Source organism: Gemella haemolysans, from assembly GCF_901873445.1.
Lineage (GTDB): Bacteria > Bacillota > Bacilli > Staphylococcales > Gemellaceae > Gemella > Gemella haemolysans_C.
Genome location: NZ_CABFLN010000006.1, coordinates 17,295 through 42,077 on the forward strand (window position 1 = coordinate 17,295; position 24,783 = coordinate 42,077).

23 protein-coding genes are annotated in these 24,783 nt (G+C 28.9%); 13 read left to right on the forward strand and 10 right to left on the reverse strand.

Going from position 1 to position 24,783, the window contains the following annotated elements; genetic code table 11:
* Positions 1-294: 294 nt before the first annotated feature.
* The 11 genes from mbhE to JX287_RS00940 all read left to right on the forward strand — a co-directional run bounded on the left by mbhE (position 295) and on the right by JX287_RS00940 (position 11,166).
* Complete coding sequence (gene mbhE / locus JX287_RS00890; RefSeq protein ID WP_204641358.1) at positions 295-2,661, forward strand: hydrogen gas-evolving membrane-bound hydrogenase subunit E; 2,367 nt, start codon at positions 295-297, stop codon at positions 2,659-2,661.
* Complete coding sequence (locus tag JX287_RS00895) at positions 2,651-3,076, forward strand: Na(+)/H(+) antiporter subunit B (protein WP_003147002.1); 426 nt, start codon at positions 2,651-2,653, stop codon at positions 3,074-3,076. The genes mbhE and JX287_RS00895 overlap by 11 nt, the downstream gene beginning before the upstream one ends.
* The gene (locus tag JX287_RS00900) at positions 3,076-3,435 is read left to right on the forward strand and encodes a sodium:proton antiporter (RefSeq protein ID WP_204641359.1); all 360 of its coding nucleotides are present in this window, start codon (positions 3,076-3,078) and stop codon (positions 3,433-3,435) included. The genes JX287_RS00895 and JX287_RS00900 overlap by 1 nt, the downstream gene beginning before the upstream one ends.
* A complete protein-coding gene (locus JX287_RS00905; RefSeq protein WP_204641360.1) occupies positions 3,428-4,909 on the forward strand; it encodes a proton-conducting transporter membrane subunit in 1,482 nt (493 codons plus the stop codon). Before JX287_RS00900 ends, JX287_RS00905 begins: the two co-directional genes overlap by 8 nt.
* 2 nt (positions 4,910-4,911) lie before the next feature.
* A complete protein-coding gene (locus JX287_RS00910; protein WP_204641361.1) occupies positions 4,912-5,409 on the forward strand; it encodes a Na+/H+ antiporter subunit E in 498 nt (165 codons plus the stop codon).
* Entirely contained in the window at positions 5,402-5,692 is a 291-nt protein-coding gene (locus JX287_RS00915; RefSeq protein WP_204641362.1) for a monovalent cation/H+ antiporter complex subunit F, read from the forward strand. The genes JX287_RS00910 and JX287_RS00915 overlap by 8 nt, the downstream gene beginning before the upstream one ends.
* Positions 5,679-6,047, forward strand: a complete 369-nt coding sequence (locus JX287_RS00920) for a cation:proton antiporter (protein ID WP_048803152.1) — start codon at positions 5,679-5,681, stop codon at positions 6,045-6,047. The genes JX287_RS00915 and JX287_RS00920 overlap by 14 nt, the downstream gene beginning before the upstream one ends.
* Positions 6,048-6,357: 310 nt before the next feature.
* Entirely contained in the window at positions 6,358-7,701 is a 1,344-nt protein-coding gene (gene glmM, locus JX287_RS00925) for a phosphoglucosamine mutase (protein ID WP_204641363.1), read from the forward strand.
* A gap of 736 nt (positions 7,702-8,437) precedes the next feature.
* Positions 8,438-9,166 (forward strand): metal ABC transporter ATP-binding protein, encoded by a 729-nt coding sequence (locus JX287_RS00930; RefSeq protein ID WP_204641364.1) that lies wholly within the window; start codon positions 8,438-8,440, stop codon positions 9,164-9,166.
* Positions 9,159-9,995 carry a metal ABC transporter permease gene (locus JX287_RS00935; protein WP_204641365.1) on the forward strand — a complete coding sequence of 279 codons (837 nt, stop codon included), beginning with the start codon at positions 9,159-9,161 and terminating at the stop codon, positions 9,993-9,995. Before JX287_RS00930 ends, JX287_RS00935 begins: the two co-directional genes overlap by 8 nt.
* A 220-nt stretch (positions 9,996-10,215) precedes the next feature.
* Positions 10,216-11,166 carry a metal ABC transporter substrate-binding protein gene (locus JX287_RS00940; protein WP_204641366.1) on the forward strand — a complete coding sequence of 317 codons (951 nt, stop codon included), beginning with the start codon at positions 10,216-10,218 and terminating at the stop codon, positions 11,164-11,166.
* Between the two features lie 48 nt (positions 11,167-11,214).
* Here JX287_RS00940 and JX287_RS00945 read toward each other — a convergent pair whose 3' ends face one another.
* From JX287_RS00945 to JX287_RS00955, 3 genes are read right to left on the reverse strand one after another with little or no spacing between them, the layout of a single operon-like run.
* Positions 11,215-12,357, reverse strand: coding sequence for an FtsX-like permease family protein (locus JX287_RS00945; protein WP_204641367.1), 1,143 nt, complete (start codon positions 12,355-12,357; stop codon positions 11,215-11,217).
* A gap of 4 nt (positions 12,358-12,361) precedes the next feature.
* Positions 12,362-13,042: an ABC transporter ATP-binding protein gene (locus JX287_RS00950; RefSeq protein WP_204641368.1), complete on the reverse strand. Its 681-nt coding sequence runs from the start codon at positions 13,040-13,042 to the stop codon at positions 12,362-12,364.
* On the reverse strand, positions 13,043-13,618 hold the full coding sequence (locus JX287_RS00955; RefSeq protein ID WP_204641369.1) for a TetR/AcrR family transcriptional regulator: 576 nt from the start codon (positions 13,616-13,618) through the stop codon (positions 13,043-13,045). It abuts the gene before it with no gap.
* A gap of 134 nt (positions 13,619-13,752) precedes the next feature.
* Between JX287_RS00955 and JX287_RS00960 the strand changes: the two genes are divergently transcribed.
* Both JX287_RS00960 and JX287_RS00965 read left to right on the forward strand, forming a co-directional pair.
* Positions 13,753-14,661, forward strand: a complete 909-nt coding sequence (locus tag JX287_RS00960) for a TDT family transporter (RefSeq protein WP_204641370.1) — start codon at positions 13,753-13,755, stop codon at positions 14,659-14,661.
* 39 nt (positions 14,662-14,700) lie between these two features.
* Positions 14,701-15,027 (forward strand): hypothetical protein, encoded by a 327-nt coding sequence (locus JX287_RS00965; protein WP_204641371.1) that lies wholly within the window; start codon positions 14,701-14,703, stop codon positions 15,025-15,027.
* Positions 15,028-15,093: 66 nt separating this feature from the next.
* Here the strand turns inward: JX287_RS00965 and smc are convergent, their stop codons facing one another.
* The 7 genes from smc to JX287_RS01000 form a co-directional block, all read right to left on the reverse strand.
* Positions 15,094-18,648, reverse strand: a complete 3,555-nt coding sequence (smc, locus tag JX287_RS00970; protein ID WP_204641372.1) for a chromosome segregation protein SMC — start codon at positions 18,646-18,648, stop codon at positions 15,094-15,096.
* A gap of 21 nt (positions 18,649-18,669) precedes the next feature.
* Complete coding sequence (gene rnc, locus JX287_RS00975; RefSeq protein WP_204641373.1) at positions 18,670-19,383, reverse strand: ribonuclease III; 714 nt, start codon at positions 19,381-19,383, stop codon at positions 18,670-18,672.
* Between the two features lie 101 nt (positions 19,384-19,484).
* On the reverse strand, positions 19,485-20,618 hold the full coding sequence (hemW, locus tag JX287_RS00980) for a radical SAM family heme chaperone HemW (RefSeq protein WP_204641374.1): 1,134 nt from the start codon (positions 20,616-20,618) through the stop codon (positions 19,485-19,487).
* Positions 20,618-22,435: a translation elongation factor 4 gene (lepA, locus tag JX287_RS00985; RefSeq protein WP_048802316.1), complete on the reverse strand. Its 1,818-nt coding sequence runs from the start codon at positions 22,433-22,435 to the stop codon at positions 20,618-20,620. Before lepA ends, hemW begins: the two co-directional genes overlap by 1 nt.
* Positions 22,436-22,447: 12 nt before the next feature.
* Positions 22,448-23,233, reverse strand: a complete 786-nt coding sequence (locus tag JX287_RS00990; protein ID WP_204641375.1) for a RecX family transcriptional regulator — start codon at positions 23,231-23,233, stop codon at positions 22,448-22,450.
* Between the two features lie 138 nt (positions 23,234-23,371).
* A complete protein-coding gene (locus JX287_RS00995) occupies positions 23,372-24,103 on the reverse strand; it encodes a Panacea domain-containing protein (RefSeq protein ID WP_204641376.1) in 732 nt (243 codons plus the stop codon).
* A 14-nt stretch (positions 24,104-24,117) separates the two neighbouring features.
* Complete coding sequence (locus JX287_RS01000) at positions 24,118-24,750, reverse strand: hypothetical protein (RefSeq protein ID WP_204641377.1); 633 nt, start codon at positions 24,748-24,750, stop codon at positions 24,118-24,120.
* Between the last annotated feature and the right edge of the window lie 33 nt (positions 24,751-24,783).

Here is a 24,783-nt window from a genome sequence, read left to right on the forward strand (position 1 = left end):
ATTAAATATTCAGAAAACAATAAGTTTTCCACAATGCTTTCATCAGAATTTTCATTCATAAACTCTATACAACATATATTCTAATCCTCAAGAAAAATAAAATTATATTTATTCTTTTTGAAAAATAATTAACACATAATTTCATCGTTTATTTAAGAATACATAATGCTATTTTATTATATACAACAATTTTTATTGAAAAATAATTAGATAAAAATTGAATATTAATAGTAATTTAATCAATTTTGTTATATAATTAATGTTATAAAAAATAAATTAGAAAGAGGTTTTTTTATGTTACAATTAGCTGTCTTTTTCCCAGTAATTGCGATGTTTTTGATTCCTTTTTTAAGGAAAAACTTCAAAAATATCCATACTGGTAAATTTGTTATAATTGTGCCATTAATTCTGTTTGGATATTTTGTTTCAAATATTAAAAATATCTATTCAGGTGGGACAATCTATAAAAAATTAGCATTTGTTTCTAATGCAGGACTTGATATCAACCTAAATCTTGATGGTTTATCACTTCTTTTCTCATTACTAATTACAGGAATTGGTACCTTAGTAATCTTGTATTCATGTTACTATATGAGCATTACAGATGAAAAATTACATAAATTTTATATATTCTTACTAATATTCATGTCAGCTATGCTAGGAGTTGTATTATCTGATAATATGCTAAGCATGTACATGTTTTGGGAGATGACTTCTGTATCTTCTTTTCTACTTATTAGTTATTGGCACGAAAATGATGCTTCAAGAAAAGGTGCATTAAAATCACTAATAATTACCGTTTTTGGTGGTGTTTTAATGCTAGCAGGTGTTTTTGTCCTTAATAATATTACTGGTAGTTTTAATGTTAGTGAAATAATAGAATTCACTAAAAATCATGGTTATAATAATAAATATATAATCGCAATGATTTTAATAATATTTGGTGCATTCACTAAATCAGCACAATTTCCATTTCATATATGGTTACCTGATGCAATGGCTGCTCCAACACCGATCAGTAGTTACCTTCATTCAGCTACAATGGTTAAAGCTGGTATTTATTTATTACTTCGAATCGGAATTATATTCGCATTCTCAACTACTTTCGGTAATATCTTAATTATTTTTGGAACAATTACGATGTTAATAGGATCAATATCTGCAATCTTCTTAAAAGATTTAAAAGGTGTTTTAGCCTATTCAACAATCAGTCAACTAGGTATGATGACTCTTATGATTGGTATTGCAAACTTAGGACTTTATAATGATAATCATTATATTTATACATTTGCATTTTATGCAGTATGTTTCCATATTATTAACCATGCTGCCTTCAAAGCAAGTCTATTTATGATAACTGGTATTATAGATCATTCATTCCATTCTAGAGACATCGAACAACTTAGAGGGTTAAGAGTATATATGCCACTTGGATTCATATTAAGCATTATTGCTGGTTTCTCTATGGCAGGAATTCCACCACTAAGTGGATTCTATTCAAAGGAATATTTCTTAACAGCTGTATATGGCTTATTAAATTCTAGTATGCTATATATAATAATAGTAATAGCTGTTGTAATCGGTGCTCTAGGAACAGCTGTATATTCATTAATATTAGCTTTCAAACCATTCCTAGGTACTTTCGATAGCAAAGTACTTGGAGACAAAAAACTTCATTTACCAAAAAATGGAATGTTTATATCTCCAATAATACTTGTAATATTTGTTATTATTAACACGTTTATTAAAGATTATATTGTAATTCCAGCTCAACAAGCTGCTCTTGCAGTAAAAACAACAAATAATGAGGTAATAACTCATGTTCATCATGATAGTTTCATATCATCTGAACTTCTTACTTCTATTTTTGTTATAATCGCAAGCTTTGTAATTTATAAAGTTCTTGCTAATGGTAATGGTATTTATTCAATAAATCCTAGCATTGTATCTATTCACGGTGCATACAACAATTTAGGAATATTATTACATAAAGTTAGTGGTAGACTTCACAATGCATTCATCACTAATCAACTTAGAAGAAATATGAGTTATATATTCTGTGGCCTATCAGCGACTATTATCGGCGGTTACTTTGCAATTGGTAGACCTATGATAATAAATAACTTCTCTACTATTCATTATATGAATATATTCATTGGACTATGTATTGTCCTTTGCTGTGTAGCTCTTACAAGAGTTTACAATAGATTAGTACTTATAATCCTTTCATCTGGTGTTGGATTTATGATGACTGGTTTATATGTAACTTTCAGAGCACCTGATTTGGCAATGACACAATTTGTCATCGAGTCAATTTCTACAATTATCTTCTTGATAGCTTTCATTCTATTAACTGATAAAACAAAACAAGTAGAAAAAAATAGTTTCAAACTTACAAACGCAATTATTGCAACACTGACTGGTGTTAGCTTTATAATTGTAGGACTTGTATCTTATGCATACAAAAACCCATCAGAAATTAGCCAATTTTATTTCGACAATGTTGTAGCTTCTGGTGGAGGAAACATAGTAAATGTTATTATCGTTGATTTCAGGGGATTTGATACCCTATTCGAAATCACAGTTATGACAATGGTAGCTCTAATAATTTATGCTATGTTCAAAATCATTAAAAGAGGAGGACCAAAAGATGAAAACTAATGATGTAATTTTAAAATCATTATCTGCAATTATTTCAGGTTGTATATTTCTACTTTCACTTAGTTTATACTTCGGTGGGCACTTCCTTCCAGGTGGTGGTTTCGTAGGTGGACTCCTTTGTACAATGGCTCTTGCTTTATCTATGTTCACATATGGAATAGACAAAGTTACTAAACTACTTCCAATTAATTACGTTTATGTAACAGCAATCGGCTTACTTTTCTCTATTGGAACAGCTTTTAGTGGAGTCGTTGTTGGAAAAAATTTCTTTAAACATCACTTCACTCATATCCATGTTCCAATTATGGGAGAGATGGAATTACACACAGCTGCGATTTTTGACTTAGGTGTTTACTTCGTAGTTGTTGGTGTATTAATGTCAGTAATATTAGCTTTTGGAAAGGATGGTAAATAATGGAATTTTATATGATTATCTTATGCGGTATTCTTGTTGGTTTTGGTGTTTACCTTATGCTTTCTAAGAGTATGATGCGAATAATTATCGGTGTTGGTCTTTTTGGACATGCTGCTAACCTAATTATTCTTATCGCAGGTGGTTTATATGATGGAGATATCCCTATTATCTCAGAACTAGGAAAAAATTATATAGACCCAATTCCAGCAGCACTTATTCTTACTGCTATCGTTATTGGTTTTGCAGTAACTTGTTTATTAATTTCAATTTATATCGCTAACTACAAACTAAAAGGAAGCGATAATGTAATTGATCTTGAAGATGTTGAAAATATGAAGGAGGAGAGAAATAATGTATAGTAATTTACCTGTTATTCCAATATTTATACCCCTTCTATTTGCTGCGATAACAGTATTATTCAGAAAAAGGATAGCCATGCAACGTTTACTAACAACATTGGCTACTCTGTTAGTCTTAGCATTTTCAATCTACAACATCTATCTTGTAGATAAACATAAAATACTAATATTAGAAATGGGGAACTGGGCTAGTCCATTCGGTATTACATTGACTTTAGATGGACTAAACAGTGTTTTAGTTACAACTTCATCATTAGTATTTTTAGCAACTTTATTATATTCTTTTAAAACAATAGATAAAATTCGCGAACTTAGCTTCTTCTATCCTGGTTTTTTATTAATAATGGTAGGTATTAACGGAGCGTTCACTACAGGAGATATTTTTAACCTTTTTGTTTTCTACGAAATCTTACTTATGTCTTCTTACTTACTATTGTTAGTAGGTATAAATAAAGAACAGCTTAAATCTTCTATTAGTTATGTACTAATGAACGTTTTTGCTGGTAGTTTATTTGTTATTAGTATCGGTTATCTTTACACAATTGTTGGTAGTTTAAATATGGCATACATATCACAAACAATTTCTTCTATGTCAGATCGAAGAGGATTATACCTTGTCGGCGCAGTAATGATATTTGTGTTCTGTATGAAAGGAGCATTATTCCCACTATTCACTTGGATGAATAGATCATATGTAGCACCTCCAATTGCTGTCTCAATTATCTTTGGGGCGCTATTAACAAAAGTTGGGCTATACTCGATTATTAGAACTTATGGACTATTCTACTACGAGTCAAACTTCATTAAATCATACTTATTAATTTTAGGTGCTATATCTATAATAGCCGGATGTATTGGTGCTATTTACCAAAAAGATTTAAAACAAATAGTAGTATTCAATATCGTTATTTCTCTAGGAGTAATGGTTTGCGGAACAGCTACATTAAATACATTTGGTGTTAAAGGAGCCTTATTCTACGCTGTTAACGACATATTACTAAAAGCAGCATTATTTATAATCGTAGGATTAATAATTTACGTTAGTGGTGTTAAATACATTCAAAAATGTGGTTTAATCAATAAATATCCACTTCTAGGTTGGACATACTTTATAGTTGTTCTATCTTTATCAGGAGTACCTCCATTTAGTGGATTTTACGGTAAGGCTCTGATTATTAAAGGACTAGTTACAAACAACAATTTATTTATTGCAATACTTGTTGCTTTATCTGGATTAGTTGTGTTTTACTCATTAATTAAAATTTTCTTGAATGTCTTTTACGATAACATTAATAAAAATCTAATTCTAAAACCACTCCCTAAAGGAGTTCAAATCCCTCTTATTGCTATCGTTTCGATTGCGTTAATAGTTGGAGTTAGTACTAACTTATTAGATGGATTCTTTGATAAAGGAATACAAATGGTGTTAAATCCTCAACATTATATTGATTTAGTACTTAAGAAAGGAGCATAATTATGGCACTACAATTTTTAATTAATATATTAGTTGGTGTAATATGGATGTTCTTTTCAGGAAGTTATAATTCTGAATATTTTGCAGTTGGATTTTTCTGGGGAATGGTATTATTATTCATCTTCAGAAAGACATTTGTTAAAAATATTTTAGGAGAACAACTATACTACATTTATGTATACAAATGGATAAGATTAATCTTAATGTTTTTAGTTGAATTGCTAAAAGCAGATGTGAATGTTCTAAAATTAATGTTCAAAAAAGATCTTGATGTTAATCCTGTCATTTTTGAATATCCTCTTGAAGTAAAAAAAGCTTGGCAAATTACTCTTTTAGCCAACATGATTACTTTAACACCTGGTACTCTTACGGTGAATGTTAGTCATGATAATAAAGTCTTACATATTCACTGTTTAGATACTGATGATATTCCTGGTGAAATTGAAGGTATAAAAAATAGCTTTGAAAAAGCAATATTGGAGGTTGATTTAGATGGATAAAATTGTAGAGTATTCTATTTTATTGGGGATTTTCGCTAGTATTGCAATGATATTTTTCTTATTAATTTACATCGTTAAAAGACCTAGCATCTTCGATAAATTAATAGCAAGTGATCTTCTTGCTATGCCTCTTATGTGCTTAATAGTTTTAGTAAGCATGTACTATAAAACTTTTTCATATATTTCACTTATACTTATAATAGCTATTATCTGTTTAGTTGGTACAGTTGTTACTGCTAGATTCTTAGCTAAAAAGGAGGTTTTCAGTGATGATACTAAATAATATTTTAGACATTATTATAATACTTCTAATTTTAGTTTCGATTGTGGCAATGTTAGCAACTGTCATTGGATTCATTAGATTACCAGATGAGCTGACTAAAATTCACGCTGCCGGGGTTACTGGTTCTTTCGCAGTGGAATTAGTTCTTATTGCAGGATTTGTTTATTTCTATAGATATTTACATGTCTTTGAATTAAAATTTTTCTTAGCAATTGGATTCTTATTCTTGGCTGCCCCAGTTTCAGCACATATGATTTCTATAAGTGCAATAATATATAATAAACATGTATATTCTAAAAACAATAAAGATGAAGCTAAAAAAGTTTTAGAAGACATAGAAAAATTAAATAATTAATAATAAGTTTATCAAAAAAGTTAAAAACATTTAAATACTCGTAAGTATATAAATCACTCTTTAACTTAATGAAAAACTACAAATCTAAAAGAAGCGACTTGAAAATATGATTTTTAATCAATCTATATTTTAAGTCGCCTCTTTATTTTTATATTTTTACACACTAAACCTATCTGATTTTATAAATATAAATAACTACTTATATGATATTAATTCCCCACTAAAACGCTTAAAACAACCCTAAACCTTGACTAATTTGATTTTATATAGTAATATTCATATAGATTATAAAACAAGGAGTCATTTTTTTATGAGAAAATATTTTGGAACAGACGGTATTCGTGGTATCGCAGGAGAATCACTAACTGCCGATTTAAGTTTTAAAGTAGGTAAAGCTCTTGGTAAATTACTTACTGAAAAAAAAGAACATCCAAAAGTAATAATAGGTAGAGATACAAGAATTTCATGTGATATGATTGAACAAGCATTAACAGCTGGATTAACTAGCACTGGTGTCAATGTTATGACAGTAGGAACAATCCCTACTCCTGCTATTGCATATCTTACAAAAACTATTGAAACTGATAGTGGAATAATGATTTCTGCTTCTCACAATCCTTATCAAGATAACGGAATAAAGATTTTTGGACCCGATGGATTCAAACTTACTGATGATCAAGAATTAGAAATCGAACATTTAATAGATAACACTGATGAAATTAAAAATGCTAGTTTTGAAAAAATCGGAAAATTATATAGTGGAAATGAACTAACGCAAAAATATATTCAACATATAAAACAATCAATTTCTGGAGATTTATCTGGAATAAAAATTGCCTTAGATTGCGCTAATGGTGCTACGACTGGCGTAGCTCCATTTATCTTCGGTGATTTAGAAGCTGACATTGAAACTATAGGATGTAAACCGAATGGTATTAATATCAACGACAATGTTGGTTCAACTAAAATAGACACTATTGCAAATTTCGTAAAAGAAAATAACGTAGATGTAGGTTTCGCCTTTGATGGTGATGGTGATAGAGTTTTAGCTGTCGATTCAAAAGGAAATATTGTCGATGGCGATAAAATAATGTTTATTCTTGCAAAACACCTTAAAGAACAAGGTGAATTGAAAGATAACATGGTGGTATCTACTGTAATGAGTAATATAGGTTTCTATAAAGCAATAGAAGAAAATGGATTACACTCAGTAAAAACAGCCGTTGGAGATAGATATGTTGTTGAAGAAATGAGAAATAACGACTACTCTCTTGGCGGAGAACAATCAGGTCATATAATTCTTATGAACTATGCTACGACTGGTGATGGTATACTTACAGCAGTGAAACTTGCTGATATTATCAAAACTTCTGGTAAATCACTAGAAGAACTAGCTGGTGAGGTTAATATATATCCACAAAAATTAGTAAATATTAAAGTAATAGATAAAAAATCTGCTATGGAAGATGCTGAGATTTTAGCTGAATGTGAAAAAGTAGAAAAAGAATTAGAAGGTAACGGCCGTATTTTATTACGTGCTTCTGGTACTGAAAATCTGATTCGAGTAATGGTCGAAGCAAGTAGCGATGAACTTACAGATAAATATTGTGAACAAGTAGCTAAAATTATTCGAGAAAAATTTGAAGTAAAATAAATTATAAAAAAGAAGTTAGCATTAAAAACTAACTTCTTTTTTATTTTGTATTTCAAAACAAACACTTGTAATTCTAATAAATCTATAAAATCAATTTACATAAGAAAATTTACCTCTTATTTTTTATATATTATCTCAAATATTTTTTTATATTAAGGTATTTCACTTTAATAAGACTTAACTTAATATTACATTAATTTTCTTTAATATTTAATTGGTACTTTTTAAATGTATATATATAAACAAGATATTTACATCTTTACAGTAAACAAATCTCTCCTTATTTTTACTATAATAATAGTATTACTTGTAGTTAAACTACAAATTTATAAATATATTATTCTCAAAACTTTAATCTTTTTATATAAATCGAGTTTTATTAATATTTTACCAAAATAAAACGACACTATTTCAAAAAAAATTGTATTTTCCTATTGTTTTTTGTATATACTTCTGTTATACTTATAGGTGAAGTAATTGTTATATTACTTCATATGTTCTTTTATTATAAGTCTCCCTAGCTTATAATAAAGACTTTTCATATTTACTCCCTTATTTCTACCTTACAATATTTTTTGTAAGGTAGGTTTTTTTATTTTCTAAAAACGATATCATTTTCACTTAATTTTCATACACTACATATTTTTTTCTCATTACAACAAAATTTACTTGACTTATTTTCTTTCCTAAGGTAAACTTTAATGTATAGAGAAAATAAAATAAAGAAGGGAAAAGTATGATAAAAACTGAAAATCTGAATGTTGCATATAATCAAACACCAGCCCTTTCTGATATCAACTTAGAAATAAAAGGGCCTGGTATAACAGGTATTATAGGTCCTAATGGTGCAGGGAAATCTACATTGATAAAAGCCATTTTAAATATAATCCCCTCAACAGGGATTGCAAAAATAGATGATAAAATATCAAAAGAAAATTTAGATAATGTTGCTTATGTTGAGCAAAAAATTAATATCGATTATAACTTTCCAATAAAGGTAAGAGAATGTGTTTCTCTTGGTTTATATTCTAAAATTGGAATTTTTAAAAAGTTAAAAAAATCTGATTGGCAAAAAGTTGATGAAGCATTAAAATTAGTTGGTTTAGAGGAATTTTCTAACCGTCAAATCAGTGAGCTATCAGGTGGACAATTCCAACGCGTATTAATAGCTCGTTGTCTTGTTCAAGAGGCGAAGTATATATTTTTAGACGAGCCCTTTGTTGGTATTGACTCGGTAAGTGAAGAGATAATCATGGAAACATTACGAAATCTTCGAGATAAGGGACATACGATATTAATAGTGCACCATGACTTAAGAAAAGTTCATTCTTATTTTGATAACGTTCTTCTTCTAAATAAAAAAGTCATTGCTTACGGTAATACTAAAGAGACTTTCACTAGAGAGAACTTAACAAATGCTTATGGTACCGACCTATTCTTTATGGGAGGTGGAGAAAATGATTAAAGAATTTATTGATGGGCTTTATAGTTTTCATTTCTTACAAAACGCACTTATTACTGCCATTGTTATTGGGATAGTTGCAGGCGCTGTAGGATGTTTTATAGTACTTAGAGGTATGTCACTTATGGGAGATGCAATCTCTCACGCAGTACTTCCAGGTGTAGCTGTTTCGTTTATTCTTGGAATTGACTTCTTTATAGGTGCAATCGTTTTTGGACTAATGGCATCAATCATTATTACTTTTATCAAAGGTAATTCAATTATTAAAAGTGATACAGCAATAGGTATAACATTCAGTTCATTCTTAGCACTAGGAGTTATTCTAATTGGTGTCGCAAAAAGTTCTACAGACTTATTCCACATCTTGTTCGGTAATATTTTAGCTGTTCAAGACTTAGATATGTATATTACAATTGGAGTTGCTATTTTCGTATTACTTGTAATAAAACTATTCTACAAAGAATTATTACTAACTTCATTTGATGAATTATTGGCAAAAGCAATGGGAATGAAAGTTAATTTCTATCACTATTTACTTATGATACTTTTAACTTTAGTATCTGTTACAGCTATGCAAAGTGTTGGTACTATCCTAATCGTTGCTATGTTAATTACACCAGCAGCTACAGCATATTTATATGCAAACAGCTTAAAAACTATGATTTTCTTATCATCAGCTATCGGAGCTGGTTGCTCAGTATTAGGGTTATTCTTAGGATATTCATTTAATATCGCTGCTGGATCTAGTATCGTTTTGACATCAGCTATTGTTTTTGCAATAAGTTTCTTTATTGCACCAAAACAACGCTTTGTTAAGCATAAAAAAAAATAATTTAGGTAATAACATACAAAGAATAAACTAGTTTTTATCTAATCTAAATTAATATAATAATCCCTTTAAATAAACTTATTAAAATAAAAAATACTTCCAAAGTGAGTTTATTTAGAGGTGTTATTAAAAAGGTTTTAATTGATAATGATTATTATTAGTTATGTAAATCTATTTTATTCTCTGTCTTACAAAAAAAAAAATAATAAAGGAGGCCTATAATATGAAAAAATTAGGTTTTAAAAAATTAAGTTTTCTAGCCCTTATTTTTACTTTAGCAGTTGGACTTTTCGCATGTTCTAGTGCTAAACAAAATTCAGGGTCTAATGATGCTACTAAATTAAAAGTAGTAGCAACTAACTCTATCATTGCTGATATTACTAAAAATATCGCTGGTGATAAAATTGATTTACACAGTATCGTACCTGTTGGACAAGATCCTCATGAGTACGAACCGCTTCCTGATGATGTTAAAAAAACATCTGAAGCTAATCTTATCTTCTACAACGGTATTAACTTAGAAACTGGTGGTAACGCTTGGTTTACTAAATTAGTTCAAAATGCTAAAAAAGAAGAAAACAAAGATTACTACGCAGTTAGTGAAGGTGTTGATGTAATTTACCTTGAAGGTCAAAGCGAAAAAGGTAAAGAAGACCCACACGCTTGGTTAAACCTTGAAAATGGTATGATTTATGCTAAAAACATTGCAAAACAATTAGAAGCTAAAGATCCAAAAAATAAAGATTTCTATGAAGCTAACCTTAAAACTTACTTAGAAAAACTTTCTAAATTAGACAAAGAAGCTAAAGATAAATTCAACAACATTCCTAAAGAGAAAAAAACTATCGTAACTAGTGAAGGATGCTTCAAATACTTCTCTAAAGCATACAATGTACCTTCTGCTTATATTTGGGAAATCAATACTGAAGAAGAAGGAACTCCAGATCAAATTAAAACTCTAGTTGAAAAATTACGTAAAACTAAAGTACCTTCTCTATTCGTAGAAAGTAGTGTTGACGAACGTCCAATGCAAACAGTATCAAAAGATACTAATATTCCAATTTACGAAAAAATCTTCACTGATTCAATTGCTGAACCAGGACAAAATGGAGATAGCTACTACAGCATGATGAAATGGAACTTAGATAAAATTTCTGAAGGATTAGCTAAATAATTACTCCTAGAACAACTCCCTGTATAAATATACAAGGAGTTGTTATTTTTATTCCATCATAATTTTTTTAACATTTAAACCTTTTATCTTATTACTATAGTATAAAGTAAAGATTTCATATATTAATACAAATGCTATAAAACTACCAATTACTGAAATTAAATCAAAGTTATATGTTGTTTCGCTATCTAATTTTTTAGATAAAACTTTTAGTAATGCTCTTATTAAAAAATACTGATAAACTGTTCCTACAGCAAAACCTATGTATGCTACTACTCTATAACCTGATAATACTATTTTTGAACATTCACTTTTTGAAAAGCCCATAATATTTAAAATAGATATATTTTTTATATTACTACTAGCAATCACTTCTAATGAAATTAATAATATAGACAACGATAATATCACACCTATTATCATCATCATAATTCTTATTGTTCCATCAACAAAATCTCTCATACCAAATGCCATTTGAATCATTGAAGAAAATGATAACGAAGCAAAAATAACAAAGAATAATAGGGTTTTATTACTAAATAATACTGTTGCTCTTAATTCTTTAAAAAAGTTTTTATATTGTCTAAATTTTCTTTTTCTAATTATTTTATTTGTTGAATTTATTTGTTTAAGTAAGTTAATCGTTGGTAAATTTAAATTAAACAGTACATACACAATTGATATTACTAAAAACAATAGTGATGGTAATATAACCATTATTAATAAAAGTTGGGGATGAAAGTTCATTGTAAGTTCAGATAATATATTATCTGTATTTCTACTCTCATAAAATTTCGGCATAAATAAATGCGAACTACTATACCCTAATAATGAACCTAAAAATACTAAAAATCCAAAAATAGAAAACTTAGATGCTATAAAGTTATTACTATAACCTTGAGCTTTTAATATTCCAATTTTATGTTTAGAATCATCGATAAATTGTTTTATATAGAATATTAACATTACGGCTGCACTTATTGATAAGACAGCTCCTGTTATAATAACTACAAATTTAGAAACAATAAGCTGAGCATCATAAAACTTTTTCTGCATTATATTAAATCCCGTAATATCTAGGCCTTTCAAATCTAAATATAAGTTAGAAAAAAGTGTAGTTATAAATACCGCACAAAAACTTACTATCACTACTGCAATTGCTTTTCTTAAATCTTTTAACTGTACTAGCATATAATTACCACCCTATCTCTTCTACAGATTTAGGTGTACGGTTTTCTTCAATAGAAGTTACTCTACCACTACCTACATGAATTATCTTATTTGAAAGTTCAGCAATATTCTCATTATGAGTTACCATTATCATTGTAAAGTTTGATTTATCTTTTAGTTTTAATAAGTACTCTAATATTTTTCTTCCAGTCGCCTCATCTAAAGCTCCTGTTGGTTCATCTAAAAATAGTACAGTTGGCTTCTTAGCTAATGCTCTCGCAATTGAAACACGCTGTTGCTCTCCTCCAGATAACTCATTAGGATATTTACTTAATTTATCTTCTAAACCTAATTCCTTTATAATATCAACATACTCTTTATTATTTGCTAAATTAGCTCCTACTTTAACATTTTGTTCTACTGTTAAATTATTTAATAAATAATATTGTTGGAAAACAAATCCTATTTTGTCTTTACGAAACTTTGTTAATTGTTTTTCTGAGTAATCACTTATAGACTCATTATCATATATAACTTCTCCTGAATCTGACTTTTCTAAACCAGATAAAATATTTAATAATGTAGATTTCCCTGAACCTGAAGCCCCAAGTATAACAACAAATTCATTTTTATCAATTTTTAAATCTATTCCCCTTAAAACTTCTTGATCATTATATTTTTTCTTAATATTTTTTGCTGTAATCATTTAATCAATCTCCCTTAAATATTGTACTATTAAACTTTTAGCTACTTCTTTCATGTACTCAATAATTTCAGACTGTGTAAAATTATATATTCCCGTAACTGTTAATGTTGCAATACCATGACTATATATAAATAAGTGCTCATAAAATTTTTTTGAATTTTCTATTGAAATTTTATACTCTTTATCTATAGACTCAATTACTGATTTATATTCATAGTCTCGCATTGGAAGAAAATCTTTAAAACTTTCTACTTCTATACCTTTTCTCATAAATAACCATTGAAATAATTTAGGTTCATTTTTTGAAAATAATATATACTCTACTCCTAATCGTTTAAATGGACTATCATCTTTTAAAGCTAAATTAACTTTTTCTGAAAAAATATTTTCTGCAACAAACTTTGCTTCATCTTCTAAATTTTTCATATTAGAGAATAAACTAAATATTACTTTAGTAGATGACTGCAATTTTTTAGCTAGCTCTCTTGCAGTTAATGCTTCTATTCCATTTTCTCTTATAAAGTCTATAGTTACAGTCAAGACCTCTTCTTTAGTAAATTTAAATTTTGGTGCCATATTCAAACCTCCATCGATAGGTAACACTTGTTTCTTATTGTAAATTATTTTGTATGAAATGTCAACAGAAAAATTATTGAATTATTACAAGAAATCCTATACAATAAAAGTAGAATAAAAATTAGGAGTTATTTATGAATATAATTAGAAATTTACCTACACCAATTTCAGGTTTAGCATTAGGTTCTGTTGCATTAGGAAACCTATTACAACCATATTCTTCTTCACTACAGTTATTATTTAGCCTTTTATCTTTGATAATAATTGTACTTTTAACTATTAAATTTGTGTTAGGATTTGACAAATTAAAAAAAGAAATGGAGAATCCTGTAGTTGCAACGGTTCTTGCAACCTATCCAATGAGTATTATGCTTTTAAGTTCATTTTCGAAAAAATTTATCGGTGTATACAGTGTTCCCTTTTGGATAATTGGAATTATTCTAGATTTTTTTGTTGTTTGTTATGCAATTTATAATTTTATTTTGAAAGAAAAACATATCAAAAATATTTATCCAACTTGGTTTATTACCTTTGTTGGGCCAGCTGTTGTAACTGTAACAGCAATAAATTACAACTTAGAAACACTAGGATTAATTTACTTCTACTTTTCTTATATTAACTATTTAGTATTATTACCTTTTGTTCTTTATAGAGTTTATAAATATAAACATTATAAAGATGGCGACTATCCTACTATAACAGTATTTTCTGCCCCTGGTGGATTATTACTAGCTAGTTATATGATTGGAGTAACGCAAAAAAGCAACATAATTTTAGCAGTTTTAATACCACTTACAATATTATTATTTATATTTGTCTTAATTCAATTACCATATCTGCTAAAAAGAAAATTCTATCCTAGCTTTTCTGCTTTTACTTTCCCCTTAGTAATTTGCGCGATAGCATTTCAAAAAACTGGTATTTACTATCAAATAGCTGAATTTTCTGTTTTGAATATTTTAATTCATCTAAGTGAATTGCTGGCAATAATTATTGTAATTTATGTATGGTATGGATTTATTAAGAATTTATCTTATAAATAATTAAACCACTTTTATAGAATATTTAAGGAGATGGTTCGTATGAGTAGAAAAAAATACATTAGCATTATATTATTATTTACTATTCCTGTAATCCCTATCTCTATATACATAGATAATACTAAATTTAAAGGTGCAGGAACTGTACTATTTCTCTATCTACAATCTTTTGTCTGCTTTTTTACATCTTATCTACTTATATATAAAAAAAGCTATAATATTCTCGCTGGTATGACTGAAGAGGAATTTACAAGAATAGAAAAAATACCTAAAGAAAAAGAAAAAATGGAAAGAGTCTCTAAAAGAGTTGGCTATATATTTGCTTTTATTGGTATTCTATTATTATTATTCACTATTTATTTTATATGATTAAAAAAGACACAGTTTAAATTTAACTGTGTCTTCATTCTTTGAATTATAAATTATAATTTTTATCTACTCTACTGCCTCTTGAAAGTTCTCGATAACATCTTTTAACTCTAATTCTAAGATATAACTAATACCTTTTTCTTGCATTGTCACACCGTATAAAGTATCCATAGCTTCCATAGTTCCTCGTCTGTGTGTGATAACTAAGAACTGATTATTCTCTGAATAAACTTTTAAGAATTTTGCAAATCTATTAACATTTTCTTCATCTAGTGCCGCTTCCACCTCATCAAGCACTACAAATGGAGGATTTTTAACCTGTAATATCGCAAATAATAAACTTATCGCAGTTAAAGATTTCTCCCCACCTGATAATAATGAAAGATTTTGAAGTTTTTTACCAGGAGGTGAAGCTTCGATTACTATTCCAGTATTTAATATGTCATTTGGTGATTCTAAAGTCATATCTGCATAACCACCTTTGAACAATTCTTTAAATATTTTATTGAAGTTCTCTGCTACTTTAACAAATGTTGTTAAGAAGCGTTCTTTTACTTCTTTATCAATCTCTGCAATAGTCTCTTCTAGTTTTTCTTTCGCTTCTACAAGATCAGTAATTTGCTCATTATAAAAGTCATAACGTTCTTTAACCTCTTCGAACTCTGCTATAGCATTTAGGTTAATATTACCTAACTCTACTATCTCTTTACGAAGTCTTGCTACATCGTGTTTATATGAAGGTACCTCATCTATAATATCGGCAGTTAATCTATTGGATACACTCTCATACGTTACATTATAATTAGTAACAAGGTTTTCTAGATATTCATCAATTTTAACTTCTATCTTCGTCTGTTCTACTGTTAATTTTTCAAATTCTGAAGTTTTTTGACGTAGACTTTCGTTATTTCTTTGTTGAGCTACCGTAATTTCTTTTTCACGTTTAAACAATCCTGTTTTTTCCATATCAAGATCTGATAATAACGTCTTAAGCGTTGTTAATCTTTCACTACACTCAGCAATTATTTTAGAATTATTTTCTAGTATTTGAAGTTCATCTTCCTCACTTAAAGACTCCGCATCTTTAGATATTTCTAATCTTGTCAACTGTTCATTCACATCTGATATATCTGCTAATAGTGATTCTATTAACTCTAAACCATGCTTAGTTATTTCTTCTAATTTTGATTTTTCAATCTTAAGCTCAGCAATTTTCTCTAAGAACAATTCCTCAGCACTTTGAGCATTTTGTTTTTTACTACTTTCTTCTTTAATTTTTTCATCAAGTTTTTGCAGTTTTACTCTAATTTCCTCAAGATTTTGAGTTAATTCGATAATATTACTTGAATCATTTTCATTGTCTTTAAATTCTAATAATTTCTTCTCATTAAATTCTATATTTGCTTTAATATCAGCAATCTCAGAAGTTTTATGATTTACACTTAATTCTAATTGCTTAAGTTTTAAAATCGTTTCTTCTTTTATCGATTTTAAACTTCCAATTTCATTCATTACTACTTGTTGTTGATTTTCTAATTGATGTTTTTCTCTATCTAATTTTTCAATCTTATCATTAATTTTAACAAGATTTTGTGAAAGTTCATCAAGTTCAGCTTTGTGTTTAATAGATGAATTGTTATTTTTATTAATAGCTCCCCCAGTGATAGATCCACCACTGTTGATAATTTGTCCATCAAGGGTAATAATTCTATTCCTAAAATTAATCTTACGAGCTATTCTATTGGCATTATCCATATTATCAACGATAAGAACAAGCCCTAATAGGTGAGATATTATATTTTTATACTCACTATCAACAGTTATAAGATTCTCAGCAATATTGATAAATCCTTCTTCATTTACAACTGTTCTATGAACATCACTTGCTATAGCTTTTGCTTTAATATTATTTAATGGTAAGAATGTAACTCTACCTTTATTAGTTTTCTTTAAGTGATTAATACACTCTTTAGCAACATTCTCATTTTCTACGATAATATTTTGTTGTGCTTGCCCTAAAGCAATATCAAGTGCGACGGCATATTCGTTAGAAAATTCTACAATATTTGCTACACTATTATGAACACCATCTAAAGAATCTTTATTTGCAAGAATCTCTTTTACCCCAATATTGTAAAAACTTAAATTATTAATTTGATCTTCTAAGAACTTCTTACGATTTTCCAAGTTACTCTTGAAGTTATATCCAGTACGAATTTGCTCCTCAATATTTTTCCCATTTGAATTAATTAAAATATTTTTCTCAACTAATATATCTAGTTCTTTTTGAAGATTAGATAATTGTTCATTTAATACCTTTTGTTCTTCAGTAGCTGCTACAAGTTCTTCTGTTTTTATACCTAAAACTTGCTTTTGTCTTTCAATATTATCAAGAATCTCTTTACTGTTTTCATCTGCACTCTCTAGATTCTTCTTAGCAAACTCTATACTATTTTCTAGTTTAGTTTCTTCGTTTATTAAGCTATAATAAATATCTTTTAATTCTTCTATATTTCTTTCAATTAATTCTAGTTTACTTTCTTCACCTGATTCTAACGAAGATATTTCCTTATTAATTTTTTGAATTCTCCCCTTAGTATCAGCATTTAGTTTTTCTCTTTCTGCTAACTTACTTTCAAGGTTTTGTTTTCTTTCCTCAAGATACTTAATGTCATCGTTAATTTTTTCACTTCTAAGTGTTCTATTATTTTTTCTTTCCTGAATTACACTTAATTGTGATTGAAGAGATTCTTTCTTTTGAACTAATTCTAACTCCTCATCATGATATTTCATATAAGTTCTATCGAGTGAAACTAAACTATTCTTGATGCTTTCTAAATCTTTAATAAGTTCTTCTTGTCTACTTTCAAGTCCAAGTTTTTCTGATTCTTTTTCTTGTTTAACTTGAAGTAAATCTGCAAGTCTTTTTTGATATTCAGCAATATTGTAAACATTTAATAAAATATCTTTTTCTTCAAGCTCATTCGAATAATCTAAATATTTTTGAGTTTTATTCTTTTGATCTTCTAGGATTTCATAGCGACCTGAGATTTCTGAGAAAATATCATATAACCTCATTAAATTGTCATTTGTTTTTTCTAATTTAAGATTAGTTTCTTTTTTCTTATTTTTATATTTTAATACCCCCGATGCCTCTTCTATTATAGCTCGACGATCAACAGGTTTAGATGAAATAATATCTTCCACCTTACCCTGAGTAATAATGCTATAACTCTCTTTATTAATCCCAAAGTCTAGATAAATATCCGTAATATCTTTTAATTTTGCACGTTTATTATCAATGTAGTACTCACTGTCACCATTTCTATACAAACGTCTTTTAATTTCACAATTATCTTCTCCGTTAGAAAATGTTACTGCTACTTCTGCAAAGTTCTTTCTTTTCGCATCTTCAGTCCCCGAAAAGATAACATCTTTCATGCTACTACCACGTAAATTTTTAGCAGACTGCTCCCCTAAAACCCAACGAATAGCATCAATTATATTACTTTTTCCCGAACCATTAGGTCCAACAACCCCGATTAAATTATTTTTAAATTCAAATGTTGTCTTCTTTTGAAAAGATTTAAAACCTGTAACTTCAACCTTTGCTAATTTCATCTCTTTTTCCTTTCATTAAGTTTAAATATTTTTGTAACCTAGTTTGCCTAGGGCTTGTTTGGCTGAAAGCTGTTCTGACTCTTTCTTAGTCGTTGCAGTTCCACTTCCATGCTGCTTTCCATCAATTAAAACGGCACTTGTGAAAGTTTTAGAATGTGATGGACCTGTAGAATCAAGTATTATATACTCAATTTCACCCAATTTAATTTTTGAAATATACTCTTGTAGTATAGTTTTATAGTCTACAAAGCTATGATATTCAAGATCTTGAACTTCTGTAAATAACGTATTATGTAAGAAAGTTTTTACCACCTCAATGTTTGACTCTAGGTACATTGCTCCTGTGAAAGATTCAAAAATATCAGCAAGTAAAGCTGCTCGACTTCTTCCACCCATCTTTTCTTCACCTTTCCCCAGGTAAATACATTTATCTAAACCGAGTTGCAAAGCATATTTAACCAATGTTTTTTCACAAACAATAGATGCACGTAGCTTAGTTAGCTCACCTTCAGGAAGCTCAGAAAACTTCTTAAATAAAAATTCACTTGTTGTAAGTTCAACAACAGCATCCCCTAAAAATTCCAAACGCTCATAATTCAAATGCTTCGCGATTCTTTTCTCATTAGTGTAAGAAGAATGAGAAAATGCATTTTTAAAATTCTCACTAAATTTCAAATTGAAACCATACTTTACATTCAAATTATTAAGCAATCTTTCAATATATGTTCGTTCCACAATAATTCTCCTTTCTTTCATTATTGGGAGAAACTCAATAATTTTATATAAATTAACCAAGTTTCTCCCACAAAAATCATTCTCATTATTTAAATATGTTATTAATCCAATAAAAACTCAGAGAAGACATCATTTCCATAGAATAATCCTTTTCTAGTTAATCGAAGTTTATTACCTTCAATTTCCAAGTAGCCTTCTCTTATATTTTTATCAATAACATCTTTGAATATTTCTTCTACTCTTTTTCCATACTTTTCTTCAAAAATATCTAAATCTACACCTTTTAAAAGACGTAGACCCAAGAACATTTCTTCTTCTATTCTCTCTTTATGTGTTACAGCATTTTCTTCACGTCTAGCGTGCCCTTTTTCTAACATACTGTCGATATAGAATTTTAATGCTCCTTGATTAGCATAACGTACTCCGTCAATATAACCATGTGCACCTGCTCCAAGACCATAATATTCAATATTCTTCCAATAACTACTATTATGAACACTCTCATGACCAGGTCTAGCAAAATTACTAATTTCATATTGCTCATAACCATTTTCTGTTAAAAAGCTAATAACCTCATTGTACATTTTCTCTTCTGTCTCATTAGAAGGCAACGTAACTTTCTTATCTCTAACCTGATTATAAAGCTTAGTCTTCTGTTCCAAAATCAATGAATAACATGAAATATGACTAATATTATATTCGGCAACCTTCTTCATACTATCATACAAGTCATCCATAGTCTGCTTAGGTAGTGAAAACATTAAATCAACATTTATGTCTTCAATACCATGTTTTTTACAATTAGCAATCGCCATATCCACATCATTAGCAACATGTCCTCGTCCAAGAATTTTTAACAACTCATTATTAAAAGTCTGGACCCCCATGCTAATTCTATCAACTCCGTAGCCCTTTACCAAAGCAACCCGAGAATCAACAAGATCCTCAGGGTTAGCTTCAAAAGTAAATTCACGCAGTTGTTGTGGAATTTTATTTCTTAATGCAGTTAGTAAACGATGAAGTTGTTCGTCACTTAATGCACTCGGTGTTCCACCACCAATATAGATAGTTTCAACATTTTGAATATTTTCCATACTCTCGATTTCTTTGATTAAGCAATCTATATACTTGTCGACAGGTTGTCTTTGTATATAAAACTTGTTGAAATCACAGTATGAACAAATATACTTACAAAATGGAATATGAATATATACTCCGCGTGGATAACTCTTCATTATTCTTCATCCATTTTAAGAACAGCCATGAAGGCATCTTGAGGAACCTCCACGCTACCAACAGCTTTCATTCTCTCTTTACCTTTTTTCTGTTTCTCTAATAGTTTACGTTTCCTACTGATATCCCCTCCGTAACATTTAGCAAGAACGTTTTTACGCATCGCTTTAATAGTTTCACGAGAGATAATTTTATTTCCAATTGCAGCTTGGATAGGAATTTCGAATTGTTGTTTTGGAATAAGTTTTTTAAGTTTTTCTACAATAACTTTACCACGTTGGTAAGCAAATTCTCTGTGAACAATGAAACTTAAAGCATCGACTTGTTCACCATTTAATAGAATATCCATCTTAACAAGATTACTATCTTTGTATCCTGTTAATTCATAGTCAAATGATGCATATCCTTTTGTATTAGATTTAAGTTGATCGAAGAAATCAAAGACGATTTCTGATAAAGGTATATCATAAGTAATATTAACCCTTGTATCATCGATATATTCCATATTTAAGAAAATACCACGTTTCTTCTGACAAAGATCCATAACAGCACCTACATAGTCATTTGGCACCATTATGCTCGCCTTAACAAATGGCTCGGTAATCTTATTAATTTTTTGCGGATCTGGCATTTCCGATGGGTTTGACACATCTACTAGAGTTCCGTCAGTTTTTTCAACTTTGTAAATAACCGATGGTGCAGTTGCAATGATATCAATATTAAATTCACGCTCGATACGCTCTTGAATAATTTCCATATGTAACATCCCTAAGAATCCACATCTAAATCCGAAACCAAGTGCTTGTGAAGTTTCAGCTTCATATTGTAAAGCTGAATCATTAAGTTCTAATTTTTCTAGTGCTTCACGTAAGTCATTATATTTTGATGAATCGATTGGATATAATCCACAGAATACCATTGGATTTAATTTTCTATATCCAGGTAATGCTTCTTTAGCTGGATTATTCGCTAATGTGATTGTATCCCCTACACGAGTTTCACTTACATTTTTAATTGATGCACAAATAAATCCTACATCACCTGCAGTAAGTTCATCAACGATTTTTTCTTTAGGTGTGTGAATACCAACCTCAGTAACCTCGAACACACCACCAGTAGCCATCATCTTAATCTTATCTCCAGCTTTTACAGTACCATTCTTAATACGTACTGAAACGATAACTCCTCTATACGCATCGTATAATGAGTCAAAGATTAATGCTTGTAGTGGTTCAGCCGCATCACCAGATGGAGCTGGGATATATTCTACAATTTGTTCTAAGATTTCATCAATACCAATTCCGGCCTTAGCAGAAGCTAGTACGATATCGTCTGTAGGTAATCCAATTACATCTTCAATCTCAGTCTTAACCTTCTCAGGATCCGCTGCAGGTAAGTCGATTTTATTAATTATTGGAATAATTTCTAAATTATTGTCTAATGCTAAGTATACGTTAGCTAATGTTTGCGCTTCGATACCTTGAGCAGCATCAACTACTAAAATAGCCCCTTCACATGCTGCTAGAGAACGTGATACTTCATAAGTGAAGTCTACGTGTCCCGGTGTATCGATTAAGTGAAAAATATACTCTTCTCCATTTTTTGCAGTATATTGTAATTGAACTGCATTAAGTTTAATTGTAATACCTCTTTCACGCTCAATATCCATTGAGTCAAGAAGTTGTGCTTTCATTTCACGTTGTTCTAACGCCTTTGTTTTTTCTAAAATTCTGTCCGCAAGAGTCGATTTCCCGTGGTCAATATGTGCAATTATAGAAAAGTTCCTTATTTTCTTTTGCCTTTCATTTCTTTTATCCATTTTATTCTTCCTTTACAAATCTTGTTTTTCTACGTAGGCTTTAGCTGTATAATACGAAAAACCATCCCTTATTAGCTTTTCAATCAGCTTTTGTTTAAGTGCATATCCTTCATATCTGCGACTATAACTTTGATAAGCCCTTCTAAAATGCTCATCTAATATTTCGTCTTCATTCTCATCTTCATAGTCTTCGAAAAATATGTCAAACACCTTTCTTATTATATCAGATGTAAAGCCATTTGTATAAAGTTTTTGTGTTATTTTTTGAACTTTTTTATTTTTTGTTTCTCTCCTTACTTTATACTCGCGTTCAATAATTTTATAAAGCATTTCTATCATTACTTCTTCTGTACAAATCTTAGCAATATTTTCATCTATAACATCTCTATCTAAGCCTTTTTCTAATAATTTTCTTTGTATCCAGTATGGCCCCTTTAAATTTAGATTAAAATAATCTGTCACCGCTGCTTCTACATAGTGATTATCATTCAAATAACCAATTTCTATTAACTTCTCAATTACTTCATCAATAATATTATTAGCAATCTCTTTTTTCTGAAGATATTCTCTTATATCCTGCTTTGTTCTTAGACCAAATTGTAAATAATGAACTGCTTTGCTATAGGCACTTTCTATACTCTCATGAGCTATAATTTCTTTTAGTTGCTCTTTTGATAAATCTATTTTTTTTATAAGTCCATATTTAATAATCGTATCTTCAGAAACATAAAAATGTTTACCATTTTCCAAGTCTATTTTATACTTAACTTTTAGCTTTGTTATATTTGTAACTTGCAAATTTACACCTACTTTCTACATTCCTCGCTAAAAACTCTTACCTTTAATTTTATCAAAAATCACATAAAAAAGGAAATGTTAGAAAGAAAAGATTAACGAAATCTAACTAGTACAAAAAATTAGTTTCGTTAACCTTTTTTATTTTTCTACATGATGATATTTCAATATATTCTCATCAGTAATAATATCGTTTATGTCTGTATGGTCCCAAGGTGTTCCTTTTCTATGGGTTATTGTAACTAATTCACTTGCTGTAAAATGCCCATATTTTTCAAACGTACTTTGGATAGAATCGATTACATTCTTTTCATCTAAAGATTGAAGAAATCTCGCTAATACCATTGGTAAAGTTATATCTTTAGCAACAATTTCCTCATCATTACCTATTTTTATATCATTTCGTCCATGATCTTTATAATACTCATAAACACTTGGAACAACAGGTCCATACTTGAATGCAATAATATCATCTTTGAAAAGTTTTTTTCCTGTTTTTTCTAAATACTCTGCATACACTAAATAAATCATTTTTTGAAGTTTCAAATTAGTCATTGACTTAAGACTAAGCAAAAATTTCGAAACATCTAAAGCCGTAATTTGAGAATCTTCCTTCATCTCTAATAGAAATTCCTCTAAATCAGTAAAAACATGAATATCCTCAAAAAAACTATCCAGTTCTATCACGCTTTCCCATTTAGGAGAGTTTGTTGTTAATCTATGTACTGCATATTTTGGTTCTAAAATAATTTCAGAGGTTTTCTCAAAAATATAGTTTATTATATCTTTACTAATATATTCAGACGCATAATGCCACCCTATTCTTCTTTTAGTTCTATACGAACTCGAAAATAAAATTATATGTTCGAACATATAAACACCTCCTTCTACTCTTCTCTTTTATACATATCAATCCAATTTATATATTTTCGTTTTGATTTATGATTTTTATGTTCACTTTCATTAACTTGTTCATCTTCTTTTTTCCAAATTTGAACTTCCCAAGGTAAATAAATATTACTTGAACTCTTTAAATATATGTGAATCGCATGATAATTTTCATCTTTTCTTACATATTGTCGAAAAAGCTGTACTTTTAATAGGCTTGAATTTTCTATTTTCTCTAGCAATTCATCATAACTTAAATTAGATTCTAGTATTATCCTAAATCCCATAATATCATTTAAACATTTTTGAACGGGAATTTGAAATTCAGCCCTACCAAAACGATAATAATATAATTTATTTAGTACCGACTCCCTATTCTTTCCTCTAAATCTTATAGTAAATTTACTAGAATTCGATCTAATTTCTGAAACTAATATCTCCTTTGAAATTAGTTTTATATACTCATCTATTAAATCCATAAATAAACCATTATAACTTTTTTCCTTTAAGATCTTATCTATAGTTGTCTTTTTAAGGTTTATAATTTCTTTATTCTTATAAAAATTATTTGAAAAAGTTTTATGGTATTCTCCTATATTGTTTAATAATTGTACAATCTTTTCAGTCTCCATAATGACATTCTCCTATACTATTATTAATGATAC